This window comes from Chitinophaga tropicalis, assembly GCF_009758205.1.
In the GTDB taxonomy this organism is placed as follows: domain Bacteria; phylum Bacteroidota; class Bacteroidia; order Chitinophagales; family Chitinophagaceae; genus Chitinophaga; species Chitinophaga tropicalis.
Map to the genome: position 1 here is coordinate 196,175 of NZ_WRXN01000010.1, position 19,039 is coordinate 215,213.

The following is a 19,039-nucleotide window of genomic DNA, read 5'->3' on the forward strand; positions in this document are numbered from 1 at the left end:
AAGTTAATCAAATATCTTTCCCCTGTTCAATATATTCGACGGATCGAACACCTGCTTGATCTGTTTCATCAGCTGCATATAGGTGTTATCGAACATCACATCCATATAACTTTTCTGCACAAGCCCTATTCCATGCTCTCCGCTGATGGTACCACCCAGCTGCTTTACCAGCAGGAAGATCTCACGGATACCTTCTTTAAGGGTGCCATTCCATTGTTCTTCGGAAAGGTTTCCGCGAATGATATTCACGTGAAGGTTACCATCTCCGGCATGTCCATAGCATACAGAGTGGAAACCATATTTACGGCCTATATCTTTTACGCCTTTGAGCAGCACCGGCAGTTCAGCCCTGGGCACAACGGTATCTTCCTCTTTGTAAATGGAATTGGCTTTTACAGCCTCCGCTACCCTTCTGCGCAGCTTCCACAATTCTTCTTTCTGCTGATGGTCTTCTGCAAAGAGTATCTCTCCACAGTCATATTCCATTACTACTCCGGCTATGCCTTCCATTTCCTGCATCAGTACTTCCTGGTAGTTGCCATCCACTTCTATGAGCAGATGCGCCTGCACATCTTCTTCTATCTTTACAGTGCTGCTATCTACAAACCGGGTTACCCAGTCCAGCGCATCCCTTTCCATAAATTCCATGGCGGAAGGAGTATATCCTGCCCTGAAAATAGCGCTTACTGCTGCACAGGCGTTTTCGGCAGACCGGAAGGGCACCAGCATCAGCAGGTTATATTTAGGCAATGGTATGAGCCGTAATACGATCTTTGTAACAATACCCAGCGTTCCTTCACTACCTACTACCAGTTGTGTGAGGTTATAACCGGTAGCGTTTTTCAGCACATTAGCCCCTGTCCAGATAACCTGTCCGGAAGGAAGCACCATCTCCAGGTTCAGCACATAATCTTTCACCACTCCATATTTAACAGCTTTAGGGCCTCCGGAGTTCTCAGCAATATTGCCTCCTATAAAACAGGAGCCCCTGCTGCTGGGGTCCGGCGGATAAAAAAGGCCTTTTTCCTTCACTGCATCCTGTAATACTTCTGTGATCACGCCGGGTTCTGTAGTTACCTGCAGGTTCCTTTCATCCAGGTCCAGGATGCGGTTAAAGCGTTCCATAGAGATCAGCACACCACCCCATTGCGGTAAGGCGCCTCCACTCAGGCCGGTACCGCCACCACGGGGCGTAACGGGCAGTCCTTCCTGCTGGCACAATGCCATGATCCGGCTAAGTTGTTCAGTAGTATCCGGTTTCAGCACTACTTCCGGCAGGTAGTGCAGGTCTTCTGTTTCGTCATGTGCATAATTGTCCAGGTTTTCTTTGTCAACCAGTACATATGCCTCTCCCACTGTCTCCCGAAAAACTTCGAGATGCCGGGTGTTTACTTTCGCAAAATTGATCATGCAACAAAAATAGGAAAAAGCCTGCAGCCCCGCTTAAAACGTAGGGCACAAAGCTGCTCTTCTGGCGTTTGAAAAATTACGGTTGGGATACAATCCTGTAAAGACAAGACCTAATTCGTAAGCACCACGACGGTTATTGGTCTGTGCCAGCGAGGAAGTGGTAATATCATAGCTGAAGTTCAGTTTTACGTTCTTCAGCTGGTATCCTACCAGGAATACAGCAGCATCTTTCAGGCGGTAATAAGCGCCTCCGAAAAGCTGGGTGGTACCGTCGCCGGAAAGGTTGTAGGCAAGATTGCCGCCAAACACGATCTCTTCCGATCCTGCCTGTGTTGCATAATAAGCGGAGGGGTTCAGAATTACTTTATCACTCATTTTCAGGCTTGCGTTCAGGAAACCGATATACCGGCGCGCAATCACATTGTTACCCGCATAGAAAGACTCGCGGGGTTTGTTGATATGCTGCACGGATGCGCCGACATTGACGTAGATATTATCAGTAGGAAAATAGGCGTAGTTCATACCTACCTGCATATCAAAATAAGAGATCCTGGAATACTGGAAAGGTTCTGCCGTAGGCACTTTGGCATCAAAGAACTGGCCGTTCCACTGATCGCCGAAGGTAAGTTTGGTCACGTCCACGCTTTTGGTAGCAGAGCCCACGTTAAAGCCCAGGGACAGCAGGCTGCTCATTCCCAGCAGCTGGTGATACGCGATGGACGCATATGCCTTGGTAGATGTAAGGTTACCTGAACCGGCCACATCCCTTAATATTACACCACCCAATCCTAACCAGCCATATTCCAGCCTGTCACGGAAAAGCTGGAAATCACCGAATACAGACATGGTCTTATATGGCACAGGAATGCTGGCCCACTGGTTACGGTAGTTAAGCCCTATGCGATAGTTTCCGTCAGGTATAAACCCTGTGTTGGCAGGATTGGTTGTAAGCGGGGAATTGAAATACTGCGAAAAATGCAGATCCTGGGCATTTCCCTGCAATGCTATCAGCAGCATTGTACAACCGGCAAATAATTTTACGATCAGCTTCATGTCGTCATCTTAACAAGGTTACACTTCCATTCTTACTCGCCACGGTTCCATCACTGAACTCAACATTGATCACAAAAGCATAAGCGTCCATAGGCTGTATAGTTCCTTTATAGGTACCATTCCATCCTGCTTTCGGATCGTTTGATTCATACATCAGCTGGCCCCAGCGGTTGAAGATTTTTATATTGAACTTCTGTATACCGAACCCTCTTACAAAGAATACATCATTTACACCATCATTGTTTGGCGAGAACGCAGACGGAACGTCAAACAAGGGTAAAACAATAGCGCTTACCTGTTTCATGGCCGTATCACGGCAACCGGCAGCATTGGAGGAGATCAGGTATACATCATATACACCGGTCTTACTGTATTGATATACCGGGTTCACCGCTGTAGAGCCTTGTCCATCGCCAAATTCCCATACAAAGCTCACTGCATCTGCAGAAGAGAGGTTCTGGAATGTGGTTGGCGTATTCTCAGCAGGAGTGATTGGTGTATATGAGAAGTCGGCAGTAGGCGGAGGAAATACATTAACGGTCATCGTTGTATCGTCCGTTATGTTACAGGTATTGTTATCTACCACATGCAGGCTTACAGTATAAACATTCGGAGTGGAATAAACATGTACAGGATTCACTTCATTGGAAGTGGGGCTGCCATCTCCAAAGTCCCATGTAAATGTTTCGCCTCCCATAGTAGTGTTCTGGAACTCAATAGTAGCAGGTACACAGGTGCTGTCAGGCGCGGCGAAAGAAGCACGTACGTTGGCGGCTACACGTAGGGGAATAGTATCTGTATCCGGTGCATTACAATAATTTGTATCTACCAGTGTCAGCATTACGTTATACACTCCTTCCACCTGGTATTGATGCGTATATGGGAAGTTTGACGGCCCTACAGTGACAGGTGGTGTATTATCACCAAAGTTCAGCACAAATGAATTGTTCTGGTAAGGTCTTGGTGTGCTTGTCTGTATAAGATCAAACTGGTAGTTCAGCGATTCGCATGGCGGAAGGCGGGTAGCTGTTACATCAAATATTGCTTCATCTGTACGGATACGCAGGTCCAGTGTAGCAGTATCGCAACTGTTACAACTGGAAGGATCGCATTTGATCAGGGTGACTGTATAGTTGCCAGCGTTCTGATAAGTATGCTGTATTGTATCTGACCCTGTCTGTGAAGGGCTGTTATCGCCAAAATTCCATGTCCAGCTCTGCGCAGGCGTACCGGTCGTATCTATGAATGTAATGGTAGCGGGCACACAGTAGTTGGTCCTTCTTTCCAGTGTTTTGATACCTGCTTTCACACCGTCCAGGTTGAATGCTATTTTCAGGGCTCCCAGGTTACATTCCGGCGGAGCAGAAGTTGCATAGGCGCCGGGGGTAGTGGGATAACGCGGCCTGAAGTTGGTTTCCGGTGCACGGCACCAGGCGCAGATGCCCTGGTAGATCACACCATTGCGGTCAAAGCGGCTGGTACCACCATCCACATGCTCGTAAGTGCCGTTACCCCCGAAATAGCTGGCAAACAGGACAGCCGTAGCATCACGCTGTAATACGAAGAAATAGAAATCCTGGCTGTCAGTAGTACGCTGTAACGGATCTTTCAGCGGCAAACCGGATGTATTTGAGTTAGGATAAGTGGCATCTATACCGCCGCCCCATCCGGATACATACACATTCTCACAACGGTCTACCAGGAAAGCTACCGGCGATATGCTTGGCGTAGCTGCTGCTTTTCCGAAAGTAGTGGAGTACACAAATGCTGAGAGGTCCGGCTGCAGCTTGGCTATAAACTGCCTGGAGTCGTCGTTATAGAAAGTAGAGGTGCCGGTTGGTCTTACTATTGGCCATGTACCTTCTGTTGTACCCATGATGTACACATACCCGCGGGCATCCATCTGGATACCATATACCTGGTCTGCCGCTACGGTTTCAGCTCCCATAAAGGTGCTCTGCATCAGGGTGGTGCCATCAGGGGAAACATGCGCTACAAAACCATCGCAGACACCGCCGCGATAGGCAGGGTACAATGCGTTACCTCTTATCGGGAAGTTGCTGCTGGCTGTGCCGCCGGCCACATATACGCTATTGGTGCCATTCAGGGCAAGCACATATGCAGCATCTTCTTTTGAGCCGCCAATAAAGCTTGCCCAGATAAGAGAAGAACAGTTCTGGTCTATTTTCATCAGCACGCCATCCTGCACACCGCCAAAAGTAGGCTGGAATACGCCAGGGGTTACGGGAAATTTGTCAGAACGGGTACAGCTGGCAACATAGATGCTTCCTGTATTATCTATTACTACTTCGCTGCGGGCGTCATCTCCGTAGTTGCGCAGTAATACAGATGCTCCACCGGCTCTTTCCTCACGCATGTTCACACCGTCATCGCTGGAACCGGCCACTATCAGCGTACCGATGATGCCGGTACCGGTAGCGTTGAGCTTTGTTATTGCTATATCCCATCCGCCGCGGGTACCCATCACAGTTTTGGTGTCGGGAGGATAATCGCCGGAAGTGGTCCTTCCGGAAATCACCAGGTTACCGGCAGGATCTACAAAGAGGCTGTGTGGCTGATCTTTTCCACCACCACCAATATAAGTGGCATAAGTAAGGTTACGGCCATTGGAGGTGAATTTGCTGATACCTATATCAAAACCACCACCGGCGTAGGTGCTTTGTACAGCGCCGGTAGTAACGGGATAGCCTACATTAAATACAATACCGCCGCCATAGAAGTTGCCGGCAGCATCGTAGGTAGCTGTAAAGCCCCAGTTATCGGCAACGGAGCCGGATACGGTAGAAAAAATGTAAGAGGGGTCAATGATCAGCGGATATTCGTTGTTATACTTACCCGATATCTTATAGCGTAGTTTATTACCACTTACCACATATGATACCTTTACGGATACACGCTGGTTATCAATATACTGGTAGGCAAAAGGCATCTGTTCTGTTACAGTGCCAACGGAGGTGGAGATGATCAGTTGTTCTTTCTTTATTTCCAGTTTATCCACTCCCGTATATTGGAGCTGGATCACAGAAGGGTCTGCTCCCGGCTGAACGATAAGGTCATATTTCAGTACGCCTGCTTCGGAATATACCTGCATATCCACACCGGAATACAGGGACTTATAATTCACCAGCTGGTAAGATTTTACATTTGACTGGTATTTGGAAGGATCGTTACCTATCAGGTAGTTGGAGTAGCTATCGGCTGCCTTGTCCCCTGAAATTTCCGGGTTTGTGGAAGCGTTCAGGAAAGATACTTCGTAGGCATGTCCTCTTACGGCCGGCAGGTTGTCTGTAGTACCGCCACCTCCGTTGTCTCCGCCGCCATTATCAGGGTTTGCGGATGACGATCTTGCCGTTGTTGTTTCTGCGCCTTTGTAGGAATGTCCGCCTGAAGGGTCCAGGTGTATGATGGTATCGGGGGTGGCATGTGGACGTCCATGCACTTTCTCAGACAGCATTTCTTTGTCTTTCTTGTTCTGCAGCAGGAAGCGGAAACCATTCTTTTTCAGGAAAACGGCGCCTCCTCCAAAGTCGGTCTTATAAAGGAAATCGCCATCCCACTGGCCTTTGTTCTGTGTGAACATCAATGGCTTGTTATCATAGAATTCCTGTACCTGCACCTGTGCAATGGCTGTCCCGCCTGCGAAAAGCGAAAAAAAGAAAGCTAAGCAGCCTATAGGGAAAGTAAAATTCAACGGAGTAGATTTAAATGTTTATTCTTAGAACCTTATTACACAATTATATATCCAAGTAACGCAGACGGCGGCATATTTGTTACCGCAATAACAGCGCCAAATCATCAGCCCGGTACCAACCCACCCACATTGTATACATAAACTATGATCTATAAAACCTGCAGGGGTTTAAATACTGTCCACTATATCAATTAACCGGGGCGCATATATATAATAAACGTAAAACAGGGTCAGGAAATTTTGCTCCACTGAGATTTTCCCTGCTGGGCAGCAAGAAAGTGCTGCAGGGGTTGATTCTCAGGCAGTGAGAGGTCCGGGTCTTCCTGCAATATCTTCTCTGCGCTGGCTCTTGCGGCTTCCAGTATGGGCCTGTCTTCTACAATGTCTGCCAGTTTCAGGTCCAGCAGCCCGCTCTGGCGGGTGCCTTCAATGTCGCCGGGGCCTCTCAGCTCCATATCTTTCTCGGAGATCAGGAATCCGTCGTTTGTCTGGACCATTACATTAATCCTCTCTTTTGATTCATTTCCTATCTTATTTCCGGTCATCAGTATACAGAAAGATTGTTCTGCCCCTCTTCCTACCCTACCCCGCAGCTGGTGCAGCTGGGAAAGGCCAAAGCGTTCCGTGCTTTCAATTACCATAACGGAGGCATTAGGCACGTTCACTCCTACTTCTATCACGGTAGTGGCCACCATGATCTGGGTATCTCCCTGTACAAACCGTTGCATGTTAGTGTCTTTCATTTCCACGGGCTGGCGGCCGTGTACCATGCTGATATAATATTGCGGTTCAGGGAAAAAGGCTTTCACTTCTTCATATCCTTTCATGAGGTTCTCGTAGTCCAGTGTTTCCGAGTCTTCAATCAGGGGGTATACAATATAGGCCTGCCGGCCTTTTTTTATTTCCTGTTTTATGAAGTCCATCACCTGCGGGCGCTGAAATTCTGTGCGGTGCACGGTGGTGATGGGCTTACGTCCCGGCGGCAATTCATCGATAACAGACACGTCCAGGTCTCCGTACACGGTCATGGCCAGCGTACGGGGAATAGGGGTGGCGGTCATTACCAGTATATGCGGGGGCATCACGTTCTTTTGCCAGAGGCGGGCGCGCTGGGCTACACCGAAACGGTGCTGTTCATCTACAATGGCCAGGCCCAGGTTGCGGAACACTACCTGGTTTTCCAGCAGTGCATGGGTGCCTATCAGCAGTTTTATTTCTCCTTCTTCTACCTCTTTCAATATCTGTTTACGCGCTTTTCCTTTTACGTTGCCGGTCAGCAGCGCTACCCTGACATCCATTTTTTCCAGCAGCCCGGCAATACTCTTATAGTGTTGCTGGGAGAGTATTTCTGTGGGCGCCATCAGGCAGGCCTGGAAACCGTTGTCTACTGCCAGCAGCATAGTAAGCAGGGCCACCATTGTTTTTCCGCTGCCCACGTCTCCCTGGATGAGGCGGTTCATCTGCCTGCCGGTAGCGGTATCCTGCCGGATCTCTTTCAGTACGCGTTTCTGGGCGCCGGTCAGGGAAAAAGGAAGGTGATGATTATAAAAGGTATTGAATGTTTCTCCGACAGTGTTGAAAGTGAAGCCGCGTGACAGCTGCTGCCGGCGGATCTTTAGCCGGCATATCCTGATCTGGGCCAGGAAAAGCTCTTCGAACTTCAACCGGCGCCTTGCCTGTTGTGCATCTTCTTCTCCTGCCGGGAGGTGGATCTTATAAAATGCTTTGGCCCTGTCCATCAGCCGGTATTGCTGTAAAACGGGCAGGGGAATATTTTCAGGGATCTCCTGGGGAGATAGTTGTTCCAGCAGGTTCTTTGTCAGTTTTCCGATAGCCTTTGCAGTTAATCCCCTGGCTTTCAGCTTCTCGGTGGTATAGTATACCGGTTCCAGGAATTGTTTCCCATCGGCAGTATTCTCTGTGAGGAGGTCCATTTCAGGGTGGGATAACTGCAGGTAGCCATTGAAAACGGAGATCTTTCCGAATACCAGGTAAGCTGTATTAAGCTGCAGCGATTTCTCTATCCACTGCCAGCCCTGGAACCACACGAGCGATATTTCTCCTGTTTCATCCCGGAGATTAGCTACCAGCCGTTTACTGCGTTTCTCGCCTATTACCTCCATGCGGGTAATACGTCCGCGGATCTGCACATAGTCCATCTGTCCGTGCAGGCTGATGATCTTCTCAACCTTGGTACGGTCCACATACCTGAAAGGAAAATAGTTCAGCAGGTCCCTGAAGGTATGTAACCCTGCTTCTTTACGCAGGAGTTCTCCTCTTGAGGGTCCTACTCCCTTCAGATATTCGATCGGATTGGATAATATGGCGTTCCTGTATTCCTGCAAGCAGCGTTGAACGGGTTTAAAATACCTGCAAAAATAAAAGGTAAATAGCATACACTATTTACCTTTCAAAATATTATTGCTTCGTTTTGTTATTCAGCTTCTACCTTTCCTTCTACAAATTGCTTCATCCACTCTGTGGTCACTGATTTAGGCCTTTCCAGGGAGAAACCGAGGGCACGGTCCCAGGTGAGGGAAGCCAGTACGCCCAATGCACGGGATACGCCAAACAGTACTGTGTAGAATTCATATTCTACCAGGCCATAGTGTACCAGTAATGCACCGGAGTGAGCATCCACATTAGGCCATGGGTTTTTCACCTTGCCCAGGTCCTGTAAGATAGGAGGTACGGTTTCATATACCAGCCATACTATCTTTACCAGTTCATCGTCAGCCAGGTGTTTTTTAGCAAATTCCATCTGTGCGGTGAAACGGGGATCTGTTTTACGCAGTACGGCGTGACCATAACCTGGCACAACTTTACCTTCGGAAAGGGTTTTACGTACGTAATCTTCGATCTGCTGTTTGGTAGGCATGCCACCACCCAGCTCTTCACGCATACTCAGGATCCATTTGATCACTTCCTGGTTAGCCAGACCGTGCAGGGGACCTGCCAGGCCATTCATACCTGCGGCGAATGAGAGGTAAGCATCGCTGAGCGCAGAACCCACCAGGTGGGTAGTGTGTGCACTTACGTTGCCACCTTCATGGTCAGCATGGATCACCATATAAAGACGCATCAGTTCTTTAAATCCTTCATTGTCATATCCCAGCATGTGTGCAAAGTTGCCAGCCCAGTCCAGTTGGTTGTTGGGGGCAATATGCTTACCATCTTTATATTTACGGCGGTATATGTAAGCTGCTATACGGGGCAGGCGGGCAATAAGGTCTATTGCATCGTCATACATATAGCTCCAGTAGTCTTTTTTATTCATCCCTTCTGCATATTCTTTTGCAAAAACGGACTCAGTCTGCAGGGCCATTACACCTACCGTGAACTGGGTCATGGGATGGGCGCTCACGGGCAGTGCATCGATTGCAGCAAATACGTGAGCGGGAACTTCAGAACGGCTTTCCCACAGATCAGACAAATATTGTACGTCTGCGTCAGAAGGCAGTTCTCCAATCAACATCAGGTAAAACAATCCTTCGGGTAAGGGCTCTGCTCCTCCTTTCACTTTCGGCAGCTTTTCACGCAACTCCGGTATGGAATAACCACGGAACCTGATCCCTTCGTTTGCGTCCAGTAATGATGTTTCTGTAACTAAACCGGTGATACCGCGCATACCCTGATATACCTGTGCCAGTGTTACATCCTCTATCTTCCTTGTGCCATGGTTCTTCACGAGGTCTTTTACTTCAGCATTGAGCTCATCGGCCTTTACCTTGAATTTTTCTTTTATATACCCCATTTTAAGACTGTTGATTAGTAATGATAACAAAAAAAACGATCAATTGTCAAAAGTAAGGATTGTTGATTGAACTTTACTGATCCGGATCATAGTTTTAATCCATTAAACAGATTATCCATATTTCAAACAATTGAAAATCAATATACAAATAATTAAATATTATTAAATTGACAAACTATTAAAGAAATGTGAATTTTTTGCAAGTCTCGTTATTTAGGGGCTCTGAGATATAGCCAGAAGGCCAGTGCCCCAAAGATGAAATTGGGTATCCAGACCGCCAGTAACGGGTTCAGGTCTGCTTTAATGGAAAATACCGTGGAAAACTGCAGGAAAATGATGTAACTGGCGCTGATCACGATACCTACAGCCAGGTGCAAACCGCTTCCTCCTCTTACCTTTTTGGATGCAATGATCCCTCCTATCAGGGTCAGGATCACTACTGCGGCGGAAGAAGAGGTACGCCTGTATTTCTCTACGTAGAATACATTCAGGCCCTCTGCCCCTCTCAGCTGTTCGCGGGCAATAAAGGCATTCAGTTCAGGGGTGGTCATAGCTTCCTGCATATTTTTCTCTTCCACCATTTCTTTCGGGTTCAGCGGGATCTTAATAGCTGTATCCGGTTTATTCCACCAGCGTTCTTTCAGCCCGTTTACGGAACGCATGGTCACTGCGTTGAGTTTCCAGGTTTTACTGGTGGAATCCCAGTTCACCCTTTCTGCCTTCATTTTAAAGCGCATGTCCTGTTTACGGATATCTTCATAAATAAAGTTACCGCCGCTTTTATAATTGGGATCGTAAGAGCCGAAGGTTACGTAGGTGAAGCTGTCTATGCGTATGGACTTATCGTACATACTGACGGACGCTTTCTTCCTGTTCACATATTCATTCTCGAACCTGGTCCTGATCTTATTGGCGATGGGAACTGTCCACCGGTTGCCCAGCCAGAGGATGGTCCCGAAAAGGAAAGCTCCTATCCAGTAAGGGCGCAGGAACCTGCGGAAGCTCACCCCGGCGCAGAGAATAGCCACGATCTCTGTGCGGTAGGCCATCTTGGAAGTAAAGAAGATCACGGATATGAAGATGAACAGCGGGAATAGCAGGGCCGCAATGTGCGGAATGAAACCGAAGTAATAGTCCACCACTATCCTGTAAAAGGACAGGTTGCTGTTCATGAAGTCGTCAATTTTCTCTGTTACGTCTATCACAACAGAAATGACGAGCAGGATCATGAGGGAGTAAATAAAGGTACCTATGAACTTGCGTAGTATATACCAGTCTATCTTAGTCATCATATAGCGGCAAGATAATATAAATCTAAAGTCTTTGCTTCAACCGGGGCACCATACTATTTTTCCAGGCGGCAAAGGTGCCTGCCAGTATCTGTTTCCTGGCTTCTTTCACCAGTTCCAGGTAGAAAGCGAGGTTGTGGATGCTGGCCAGCTGCATACCCAGGATTTCTCCGGCCGCAAACAGGTGACGGATATAGGCTTTTGTATACCGGTTGGAGGCAAAACAGGGACTATTTTCCTCTATAGGAGTAAAATCTGTTGCCCATTTCTTGTTCTTGATGTTGATCACCCCGTTCCAGGTGAAGAGCATGCCGTTACGGCCGTTGCGGGTCGGCATTACACAATCGAACATATCCACACCTAAAGCGATGTTTTCCAGTATGTTCCATGGGGTGCCCACTCCCATCAGGTAGCGGGGTTTATGAGCAGGCAGGATATCGCATACCAGGCCGCACATCTCATACATATCTTCTTCCGGCTCACCTACGCTCAACCCTCCTATGGCGTTGCCGGCGCATTCCCTGGCGGCTATCTCTGTGGCAGAGATGGTACGCAGGTCTTTGTAGGTACTGCCCTGTACAATGGGGAACAGGGTTTGTTCATGCCCGTAAACCGGCTGTGTTTCTGCCAGTCTTTTGATACAGCGGTCCAGCCAGCGGTGCGTCAGCTCCATGGATTTTTTCGCATACCGGTATTCTGAAGGATAAGGCGGGCATTCGTCAAACGCCATGATGATGTCTGCACCGATGGTCCGCTGGATATCCATTACATTTTCAGGGGTGAACAGGTGACGGGAGCCGTCAATATGCGACTGGAACACCACTCCTTCCTCTTTGATCTTACGGTTGGCCGCCAGGGAAAACACCTGGTACCCACCGCTGTCTGTAAGGATGGGCTTCTCCCAGCCGTTAAAACGATGGAGCCCGCCGGCCTGGGAAAGCACTTCTGTTCCCGGACGGAGGTACAGGTGGTAGGTATTGCCCAGGATGATCTGAGCCTGAACATCATCCCGCACCTGCTCCTGCGTTACGGCTTTTACACTTCCTACGGTACCTACCGGCATAAAAATAGGTGTTTCAATGACGCCATGGCCGGTAGTGATCACTCCTGCGCGCGCTTTGCTGTTGCTGTCTGTTGTTTTCAGTTCAAAAATCATCTTGATACGTTGCCCTTTACAAATTTCAGGGAGCAAAAATAAGATTCTTTTTTTCCACAGGCTCATACAGATAAGCAAAAACGTATATATTTGCTATGCTATGTTGTATAATCTGGGTCTAATCGCCTTTTACACTTTTGCTACCGTTGCAGGCTTACAGATTTTGTATTACCTGGTTTTCTTTTCCCGCGTAGCATTTTATCGCCGTACCTTCGAAACCGATTCCGCGCCCGAAGCCGAGTGCTCCGTCATTATCTGCGCAAAGGATGAAGAACTGAATCTTCAGAAAAATCTTCCTTCGGTCCTCCTGCAGCGGTATCATGACAAAAAAAGTCCCGCTTACGAGGTGATCGTCGTCAACGACAATTCTGAAGACGACACGAAATATTACCTCCGCTCCATAGAACCCGGATATCCTCACTACCGCCACATCGAGATCAAACAAGCCGCCAAGTTCATCCCCGGAAAGAAATTCCCGCTCTCCATGGGTATCAGAAGCGCTAAATATGAATATATCCTGCTGACAGATGCTGATTGTAAACCATCCAGCACCTATTGGCTGTCTATGATGAGCCAGGGATTTACCGAAGGGAAGGAAATAGTGCTGGGATACAGTCCCTATGAGAAAAAGCCCGGGCTGCTGAACAAAGTGATCCGTTATGAAACCTACTTCAGCGCTTTACAATACCTGTCTTTTGCCCTCAGTGGTGTTACCTATATGGGGGTAGGACGTAACCTGGCGTATAAGCGTGAGCTGTTTACCCGTCATAAAGGTTTTACAGCGCATCATCATATTGCCTCCGGCGATGATGACCTGTTTGTAAATGCTGCTGCTACCCGGGATAATGTGAGCGTAGTGATCAATAAGCAGGCATTTACTTATTCTGAGCCTAAAACAACCTGGAAGAAATGGTTCCAGCAGAAAACAAGGCATATGTCTACCGGGAAACATTACCGCTTCAGCCATAAGCTGCTGCTGGGGCTTTTCTCCCTTAGCCATTTCCTGTTCTATCCTGCTTTCATTGCCAGTATCTTTTACCAGCCTATGCAGTTATATACACTGGGTATCTTCGGTTTTAAACTGTTACTGCAATCAGTGATCTCTTTTATGGCTATGCGTAAGCTGGATGAATCTGACCTCTTTAAGATCAGCTGGTTCATGGACCTTTTTATGACGTTGTATTATATCGTTCTTACGCCGGCATTGCTTTTCAAGTCAAAGAACCGCTGGTAACAGTCTGTAAAGACAAAGTTTTTCGCAAAAAGCTTTTGCCCACGGCAAAAGCTTTTTTTGTGCAGCCGGCTAAAAGAACCAAATTGGTACATTTGCACAAATCCGGCAACTACATATAATAATGGACATTGTACTTAAATATTTTTCAGACTTCTCTGAAACACAGCTGAAACAGATGCAGGCCCTGAGTAGCCTGTACCAGGAATGGAATGAGAAGATCAACGTTATTTCCCGTAAGGATATAGAAGCGCTGTACGAAAAACATGTATTGCACTCTCTCAGCATAGCTGCCGTGGCTGACTTCCCTGCCGGCTTCCAGGTGCTTGACCTGGGTACAGGAGGCGGTTTTCCGGGCATTCCCCTGGCTATTTTCTTCCCGGATGTGCAGTTTCACCTGGTAGATTCTATTGGTAAGAAGATAAAAGTAGTAGAGGGAGTAGCGGAAGCCCTTGAGCTGAAAAATGTCACTACCGCCCATAGCCGCGTGGAAGATATCAAGAACCGTAAGTTTGATGTGGTTGTATCGCGGGCTGTGGCTCCGTTGAAAGATCTCTGGCGGTGGAGCAAGCCATTACTGAAAAAAGCGCCTGCTCATGAACAGCAGCCGGGGTTGATCTGCCTGAAAGGTGGGGACCTGACCCAGGAAATAGCTGATAGCGGCTGCCGCCCCCGGCTGACTAATATCTATAAGCTGTTTCCGGAAGAATTTTTCCAGGAGAAGCATATTGTAATTGTGAATAAATAGCTGATTACCAGCTCTTCAATAAGAAAACTGCAAAAAATCCCATAAAAACTTTGTAAACTGTAAAATATCCAGATAGTTTTTTCGTCTCCCTTATTAAGATGAAAGAACTGCTCCTAAATAAAATGCCTCTGGCTATGGCTGCTGAACAAAATGAGCGCATCCGTGAAACGGTGCAACAGGAGCGTAAGCGCTTACTTCATTTCATCCGGAAGCGGGTGAAAAATGTAGCTGATGCAGAAGATATTTTACAGGACGTTCTTTACCAGTTTACAGAGTACTCAAGAGTAGGCAGCCAGATAGATTCAATTACTGCATGGCTGTTTAAGGTAACCCGCAACAGGATCACCGACTGGTTCCGTAAAAAACGGGAATCTTCCTTCAGCGATCATACACGCGATATTGATGGTGAGGAAACATTCTTTCTTGCCGAGTTTGCAGCTGACCCGGGCGCGCAAAGTGATGCGCCCATGGCCCGTAAAGTAATAGCAGAGGCTATTATGGAAGCTGTTTCAGAACTGCCGGAAGAACAGCGTTATGTTTTCATTCAGCATGAGATAGAAGGTAAATCTTTCAAGGAAATGTCAGCAGAAACCGGTTTGTCTGTCAACACGCTGTTGTCAAGGAAAAGATATGCAGTGCTGTACTTACGTGAGCGGTTGTCGGACCTGTACCAGGAGCTCTTCTGACCTTTAAAAACATTATTTATATGAGACGCGTACCTAAGATTGTACATGTATTAAAATTCATCCTGCTTTGCTTTATATTTTGCTGCGCCATTGGCTTTGCTGTTCAATATCTCTGGAACTGGCTTGTGCCGGAACTTTTTAAAGGCCCTGTGATCAGTTTCTGGCAGGCATTGGGACTTTTTGTTCTTGGTAAACTGCTATTGGGCTGGCATGGTGGTAGTGGCCCATGGAAAGAAAGGGCTAAAGAAAAATGGCGGATGAAAATGAGAGAGAAAATGGAGAATATGACGGATGAGCAGAGGGAGGAGCTTCGTGAGCGTTTCCGCCGCTGTGGCATGGACCGCTGGAACCGTTCAAAAGGAGGATTCAACCGTAATGATGAAAATACACAATCTCAACCGGAAACAAATATCTGAAACACTATGCTACCCTCAGCTATAAACCATACAACAACACTATTTGCTATGACAGGTATCTTCAAAACCAATATAGTGACACAGGAAGACCGTACAAATGTTATACATGCCATCCGCAGCCGTTTTGAGATAGGTCAGTGTCATATTGACCTGGAAGATTGCGATAAGGTGTTACGGATCACAGATATGAAAGTAAAAGAAAAAGAGATGATTGATTTTGTGCAGCAACAGGGGTTTTACTGTGCTATACTGGATTAATATTTTATTCCCATAGTTCTCCACATGTAGAAACCTGGGGCGTGTAAAACGCTTCAGGTTTTTTATTTTGTGTTGAGAGAGAGAACACTACCTCAGAAATATTTTCTGAGGTAATGTTCTTAAACCATTGCGTAAGAAACATCTCCCTGTCTTTCCCTAAAAAACCCTTTAATACAGTTTGGATTCCTGATACAGATCTGTATGTGATTTTTCTCTCTGATGCCAGCACTGGGATATAATTCTTTACCTTCCCAGAATGCACTTCTTATGGAATCGAAAGGCGGCAATCCTTTTTCCATCCGTAATTTATGTAAGGACTCAATTACTGTGCAATCCAACTCTCTGTACAATAAATCATTCCCATCCGCAGCCATCTTATTTACAGGTAAAGCCATTCCGGCAGCTTCGGATGAAATTACCAGGAAGTTATAAGCGTCTTTTAAAAAGGATAACCTGGGATAATCAAGCAAATCAAGACAATATCCCAGATCAACGACCGCACCAATTACGGCCGGATGTTTTATTCGTTTTTTTGTTCTACTAAGAAATTCCGCAAATTCGAAAGCTCTGGATGGGCTCCTTTCCCAAAAGTAAATGCCATGTCCAAGCCAATCATATTTATTCGTGCTTTTTTTAAGGAATGTGCTGCCATTAAGAATCGGGGTAACTAAACTCTGGTCGCATCCGTGAAAAGCAAGAGTTAATCCTGTTCTCCTTGAATACATAATTGTAAAATGTTATTTTTTCGCTGTAATAAATTTTGCCTGCTTATTCTGTAACTGTAAGCGCCTGTTGCAGACGGCTATCGAGCTTCCTGTCATTATTTTCGGGAGTAATGATACCAATTCTTTCCAGAAGACTTTTAGCCAATGCCTTATCATTATTTTTTCGTATACGCTCTTTTAGTTGTCTTATGTAAACACATAATTCTTCGGCTTCTCTTTCGGTCATACTTGTCATAAATATTCAATTTTAAAGGTGAATAAATATCATCAAAGGGAGTTAAAAGTGGAGTGGAAATGGAAAAGCAAGAGCCAATCCTGTTCTCCTTGAATACATAATTGTAAATGTTATTTTTCTCTGTGATAAGTTTGCGCTGCTTATTCTGCAACTGTAAGCGCCTGTTGTGGATAGTTATAGAGCTTCCTGTCATTATCTTCAGGAGTATTGATACCAATACTTTCCAGAAAACGTTTAGCGAATGCCTTATCATTATTTTTTTGGACATGCTCACTTAGTTCTCTTATGTAAGCACTTAATTCTTCAGCTTCCCTTTCGGTCATAGTTGTCATAAATATTCAATTTTAAAGGTGAATAAATATTCATCAAAGGGAATTAAAAGCAGAACGCTTTGTGGTGGGAGATTACAAATCTACAACTCTTTCAAATACACGCAAAAAAAAGCATTGCTTTCGCAATGCTTTTTTTTATCTGTTCACAACATTATTGCTTCTATCTACATCAGCCATTCTCTGGCTCGGATCAATCTCCAGTTTTGTTATTTCGCTTAACGGAGTATCTATTTCCACTTCATAGGTCCTGTTTGTCCACGGCCAGTAATCATGCACTATTCTTGGTGTGCTTTCATCTTCATCAGGTTTAGCACCATACATCAATGATAACGGAATATAGTGCATTACTTTCTTACCATCTTTGGTGGTAAGCAACAGATCTACAGGCATAGGCATATAATCTACGCGGCGCAATCTTACTATCGTTTTGCCATTATTCTCATACACGCTGTCAATCCCATAATCAATATGCTTGGTACTGTTTACAAAATACTGTTTGTACCAGTCCAGTTGTATACCGCTCTGTTTTTCCATCACCCTGATAAAGTCATTTACATTGGGATGTTTAAAACGCCATTCCCAGTAATAACGTAATAATCCTTTGTCACGATTGGCAGTACCGATTATATAGCTCAGCTGTTCCAGGAAAACAGCTCCTTTGGAATATGCAGTTATACTATAGCCAAAGTTGGTATTGAAATGATCAGCATGAGTGCTCATAGGTTCTTCATAACCGCTTTTTAACAACATGAAGTAACCTGCGTAAGCGCCGGACTGCGGAGAAGGGTCTTTCAGGGAATCCAGTGTGTGATATACTACGTTGTTCTCTGCAAATGTAGTGAATCCTTCATCCATCCATGGATACAGTCCTTCGTTGGTAGCCAGCATTCCCTGGTACCAGGTATGCATCCACTCATGCATAGCCAGGCCATACAAGCCCTCCAGTTTGCCATTGCCCATGATCAGTGTAGCCATAGGATATTCCATACCGCCATCACCACCCTGAATAAAAGAATAACTCTTATAAGGATAAGGACCGTAATGCGCTTTGATATATTTGTATGCGTCTGGCACCATCTTCGCCAGTTCCGGCCATGTATTCCTGGTAATATCGTTCTCTATGTAGAAGAAGTGCGCAGTGAAACCATCTACCTGTTGAGTGATATGTTTATAATCAGGATCTGCAGCCCATACAAAATCATGTACGTTAGGCGCAACAAAGTGCCATGTCAGCTTATTACCTGCAGGGCGTAATACCTTACTGCCGGGCATTTCATAACCATAACCTACCTGGTTGGGGTTTTGCAGGTAACCGGTGGCAGCTACAACAAATTTTTTATCGATGGAGATCTTTACGTCAAAGTCGCCCCAGATACCATAAAACTCCCGGGCAACATAAGGTGTGGGATGCCATCCTTCGTAGTCATATTCGCACATCTTAGGGTACCACTGCGCCATGGAGTAATCCACGCCTTCGGAGTTGTTACGGCCGCTGCGGCGGATCTGTACAGGCACCTGCGCTTCAAAATCCATATCGAAGGTGGTAGTGCTGTGCGGCAGAATGGGTTTCTTTAACGGTACTTCGAGGATGGTACCTATTACATTATATGTCTGTTCAGCACCATCCCGTTTCAGTGAAAGTATTTTCTGATAACCTATCTGATCAGGCTGTAATTTCTGTATGCGATCTGTAACGCGGCCGTCCCAGTCACGCTTTGGGTTTCCGTTCTTATCACGGTATAATACGATCTGTCCAAGTTCCCGGCTACGCACGTCCATCATGCTGTTAGGCTGAAATGCATTCCAGTAGAGGTGATAGAACACCTTATACAGGGTGTCCGGGGAGTTATTAGTGTATTCAAGCTTCTGTTTCCCGGTGAAACGGTTGGCAGGTACATCCATGTTGATGTCCATCGCATATTTTACTCTCTGTTGCCAGCGGTCAGACTGCGCGCTGACATTTTGTATGCCCGCCGCAAGCAGGCATGCCAGCAGACATTTTTTTACGCTCTGTTGCGTCATCCTGATCAGTTT

General features: G+C 46.4%; 16 protein-coding genes. 5 read left to right on the plus strand and 11 right to left on the minus strand.

The genetic code is table 11. The annotated features are described in order from the left end of the window. Nucleotides 1-3: 3 nt before the first annotated feature. The 7 genes from GO493_RS21240 to tgt form a co-directional block, all read right to left on the minus strand. On the minus strand, nt 4-1,410 hold the full coding sequence (locus GO493_RS21240; protein WP_157308244.1) for an FAD-binding oxidoreductase: 1,407 nt from the start codon (nt 1,408-1,410) through the stop codon (nt 4-6). Between the two features lie 33 nt (nt 1,411-1,443). Then, the gene (locus GO493_RS21245; protein WP_157308245.1) at nt 1,444-2,463 is read right to left on the minus strand and encodes a PorP/SprF family type IX secretion system membrane protein; all 1,020 of its coding nucleotides are present in this window, start codon (nt 2,461-2,463) and stop codon (nt 1,444-1,446) included. 4 nt (nt 2,464-2,467) lie between these two features. Further along, nucleotides 2,468-6,175: a DUF7948 domain-containing protein gene (locus GO493_RS21250; protein WP_157308246.1), complete on the minus strand. Its 3,708-nt coding sequence runs from the start codon at nt 6,173-6,175 to the stop codon at nt 2,468-2,470. Nucleotides 6,176-6,405: 230 nt separating this feature from the next. Further along, nucleotides 6,406-8,520 (minus strand): ATP-dependent DNA helicase RecG, encoded by a 2,115-nt coding sequence (gene recG, locus GO493_RS21255; protein WP_198315790.1) that lies wholly within the window; start codon nt 8,518-8,520, stop codon nt 6,406-6,408. A gap of 89 nt (nt 8,521-8,609) precedes the next feature. Beyond that, nucleotides 8,610-9,929 (minus strand): citrate (Si)-synthase, eukaryotic, encoded by a 1,320-nt coding sequence (locus GO493_RS21260; protein WP_157308248.1) that lies wholly within the window; start codon nt 9,927-9,929, stop codon nt 8,610-8,612. 209 nt (nt 9,930-10,138) lie between these two features. Further along, complete coding sequence (locus GO493_RS21265) at nt 10,139-11,221, minus strand: LptF/LptG family permease (RefSeq protein ID WP_157308249.1); 1,083 nt, start codon at nt 11,219-11,221, stop codon at nt 10,139-10,141. A 22-nt stretch (nt 11,222-11,243) separates the two neighbouring features. Then, nucleotides 11,244-12,374 (minus strand): tRNA guanosine(34) transglycosylase Tgt, encoded by a 1,131-nt coding sequence (tgt, locus tag GO493_RS21270; protein ID WP_157308250.1) that lies wholly within the window; start codon nt 12,372-12,374, stop codon nt 11,244-11,246. A gap of 100 nt (nt 12,375-12,474) precedes the next feature. Between tgt and GO493_RS21275 the strand changes: the two genes are divergently transcribed. The 5 genes from GO493_RS21275 (at nt 12,475) to GO493_RS21295 (ending at nt 15,713) form a co-directional block, all read left to right on the plus strand. Further along, nucleotides 12,475-13,608, plus strand: coding sequence for a glycosyltransferase (locus GO493_RS21275; protein WP_232538917.1), 1,134 nt, complete (start codon nt 12,475-12,477; stop codon nt 13,606-13,608). Nucleotides 13,609-13,729: 121 nt separating this feature from the next. Beyond that, nucleotides 13,730-14,353 carry a 16S rRNA (guanine(527)-N(7))-methyltransferase RsmG gene (gene rsmG, locus GO493_RS21280; protein ID WP_157308252.1) on the plus strand — a complete coding sequence of 208 codons (624 nt, stop codon included), beginning with the start codon at nt 13,730-13,732 and terminating at the stop codon, nt 14,351-14,353. A gap of 134 nt (nt 14,354-14,487) precedes the next feature. Next, complete coding sequence (locus tag GO493_RS21285) at nt 14,488-15,039, plus strand: RNA polymerase sigma factor (protein WP_157308253.1); 552 nt, start codon at nt 14,488-14,490, stop codon at nt 15,037-15,039. Nucleotides 15,040-15,059: 20 nt separating this feature from the next. After that, on the plus strand, nt 15,060-15,455 hold the full coding sequence (locus tag GO493_RS21290) for a hypothetical protein (protein WP_157308254.1): 396 nt from the start codon (nt 15,060-15,062) through the stop codon (nt 15,453-15,455). Nucleotides 15,456-15,503: 48 nt separating this feature from the next. After that, nucleotides 15,504-15,713 carry a hypothetical protein gene (locus GO493_RS21295; RefSeq protein WP_157308255.1) on the plus strand — a complete coding sequence of 70 codons (210 nt, stop codon included), beginning with the start codon at nt 15,504-15,506 and terminating at the stop codon, nt 15,711-15,713. Nucleotides 15,714-15,832: 119 nt separating this feature from the next. Here the strand turns inward: GO493_RS21295 and GO493_RS21300 are convergent, their stop codons facing one another. From GO493_RS21300 to GO493_RS21315, 4 genes are all read right to left on the minus strand, one after another. Beyond that, entirely contained in the window at nt 15,833-16,438 is a 606-nt protein-coding gene (locus GO493_RS21300; protein ID WP_157308256.1) for a hypothetical protein, read from the minus strand. Nucleotides 16,439-16,481: 43 nt separating this feature from the next. Beyond that, on the minus strand, nt 16,482-16,673 hold the full coding sequence (locus tag GO493_RS21305; protein ID WP_157308257.1) for a hypothetical protein: 192 nt from the start codon (nt 16,671-16,673) through the stop codon (nt 16,482-16,484). Nucleotides 16,674-16,813: 140 nt separating this feature from the next. Further along, a complete protein-coding gene (locus GO493_RS21310; RefSeq protein WP_157308258.1) occupies nt 16,814-17,005 on the minus strand; it encodes a hypothetical protein in 192 nt (63 codons plus the stop codon). A 135-nt stretch (nt 17,006-17,140) separates the two neighbouring features. Next, entirely contained in the window at nt 17,141-19,027 is a 1,887-nt protein-coding gene (locus GO493_RS21315; protein WP_157308259.1) for a M1 family metallopeptidase, read from the minus strand. Nucleotides 19,028-19,039 lie beyond the last annotated feature (12 nt).

Bases quoted from the DNA above. Each gene is read 5' to 3' on its own strand.
- GO493_RS21240 (WP_157308244.1), bottom strand. From the start codon at position 1,410: ATGATCAATTTTGCGAAAGTAAACACCCGGCATCTCGAAGTTTTTCGG.
- GO493_RS21245 (WP_157308245.1), bottom strand. From the start codon at position 2,463: ATGAAGCTGATCGTAAAATTATTTGCCGGTTGTACAATGCTGCTGATA.
- GO493_RS21260 (WP_157308248.1), bottom strand. From the start codon at position 9,929: ATGGGGTATATAAAAGAAAAATTCAAGGTAAAGGCCGATGAGCTCAAT.
- GO493_RS21265 (WP_157308249.1), bottom strand. From the start codon at position 11,221: ATGATGACTAAGATAGACTGGTATATACTACGCAAGTTCATAGGTACC.
- tgt (WP_157308250.1), bottom strand. From the start codon at position 12,374: ATGATTTTTGAACTGAAAACAACAGACAGCAACAGCAAAGCGCGCGCA.
- GO493_RS21275 (WP_232538917.1), top strand. From the start codon at position 12,475: ATGTTGTATAATCTGGGTCTAATCGCCTTTTACACTTTTGCTACCGTT.
- rsmG (WP_157308252.1), top strand. From the start codon at position 13,730: ATGGACATTGTACTTAAATATTTTTCAGACTTCTCTGAAACACAGCTG.
- GO493_RS21285 (WP_157308253.1), top strand. From the start codon at position 14,488: ATGGCTGCTGAACAAAATGAGCGCATCCGTGAAACGGTGCAACAGGAG.
- GO493_RS21290 (WP_157308254.1), top strand. From the start codon at position 15,060: ATGAGACGCGTACCTAAGATTGTACATGTATTAAAATTCATCCTGCTT.
- GO493_RS21295 (WP_157308255.1), top strand. From the start codon at position 15,504: ATGACAGGTATCTTCAAAACCAATATAGTGACACAGGAAGACCGTACA.
- GO493_RS21300 (WP_157308256.1), bottom strand. From the start codon at position 16,438: ATGTATTCAAGGAGAACAGGATTAACTCTTGCTTTTCACGGATGCGAC.
- GO493_RS21305 (WP_157308257.1), bottom strand. From the start codon at position 16,673: ATGACAAGTATGACCGAAAGAGAAGCCGAAGAATTATGTGTTTACATA.
- GO493_RS21310 (WP_157308258.1), bottom strand. From the start codon at position 17,005: ATGACAACTATGACCGAAAGGGAAGCTGAAGAATTAAGTGCTTACATA.
- GO493_RS21315 (WP_157308259.1), bottom strand. From the start codon at position 19,027: ATGACGCAACAGAGCGTAAAAAAATGTCTGCTGGCATGCCTGCTTGCG.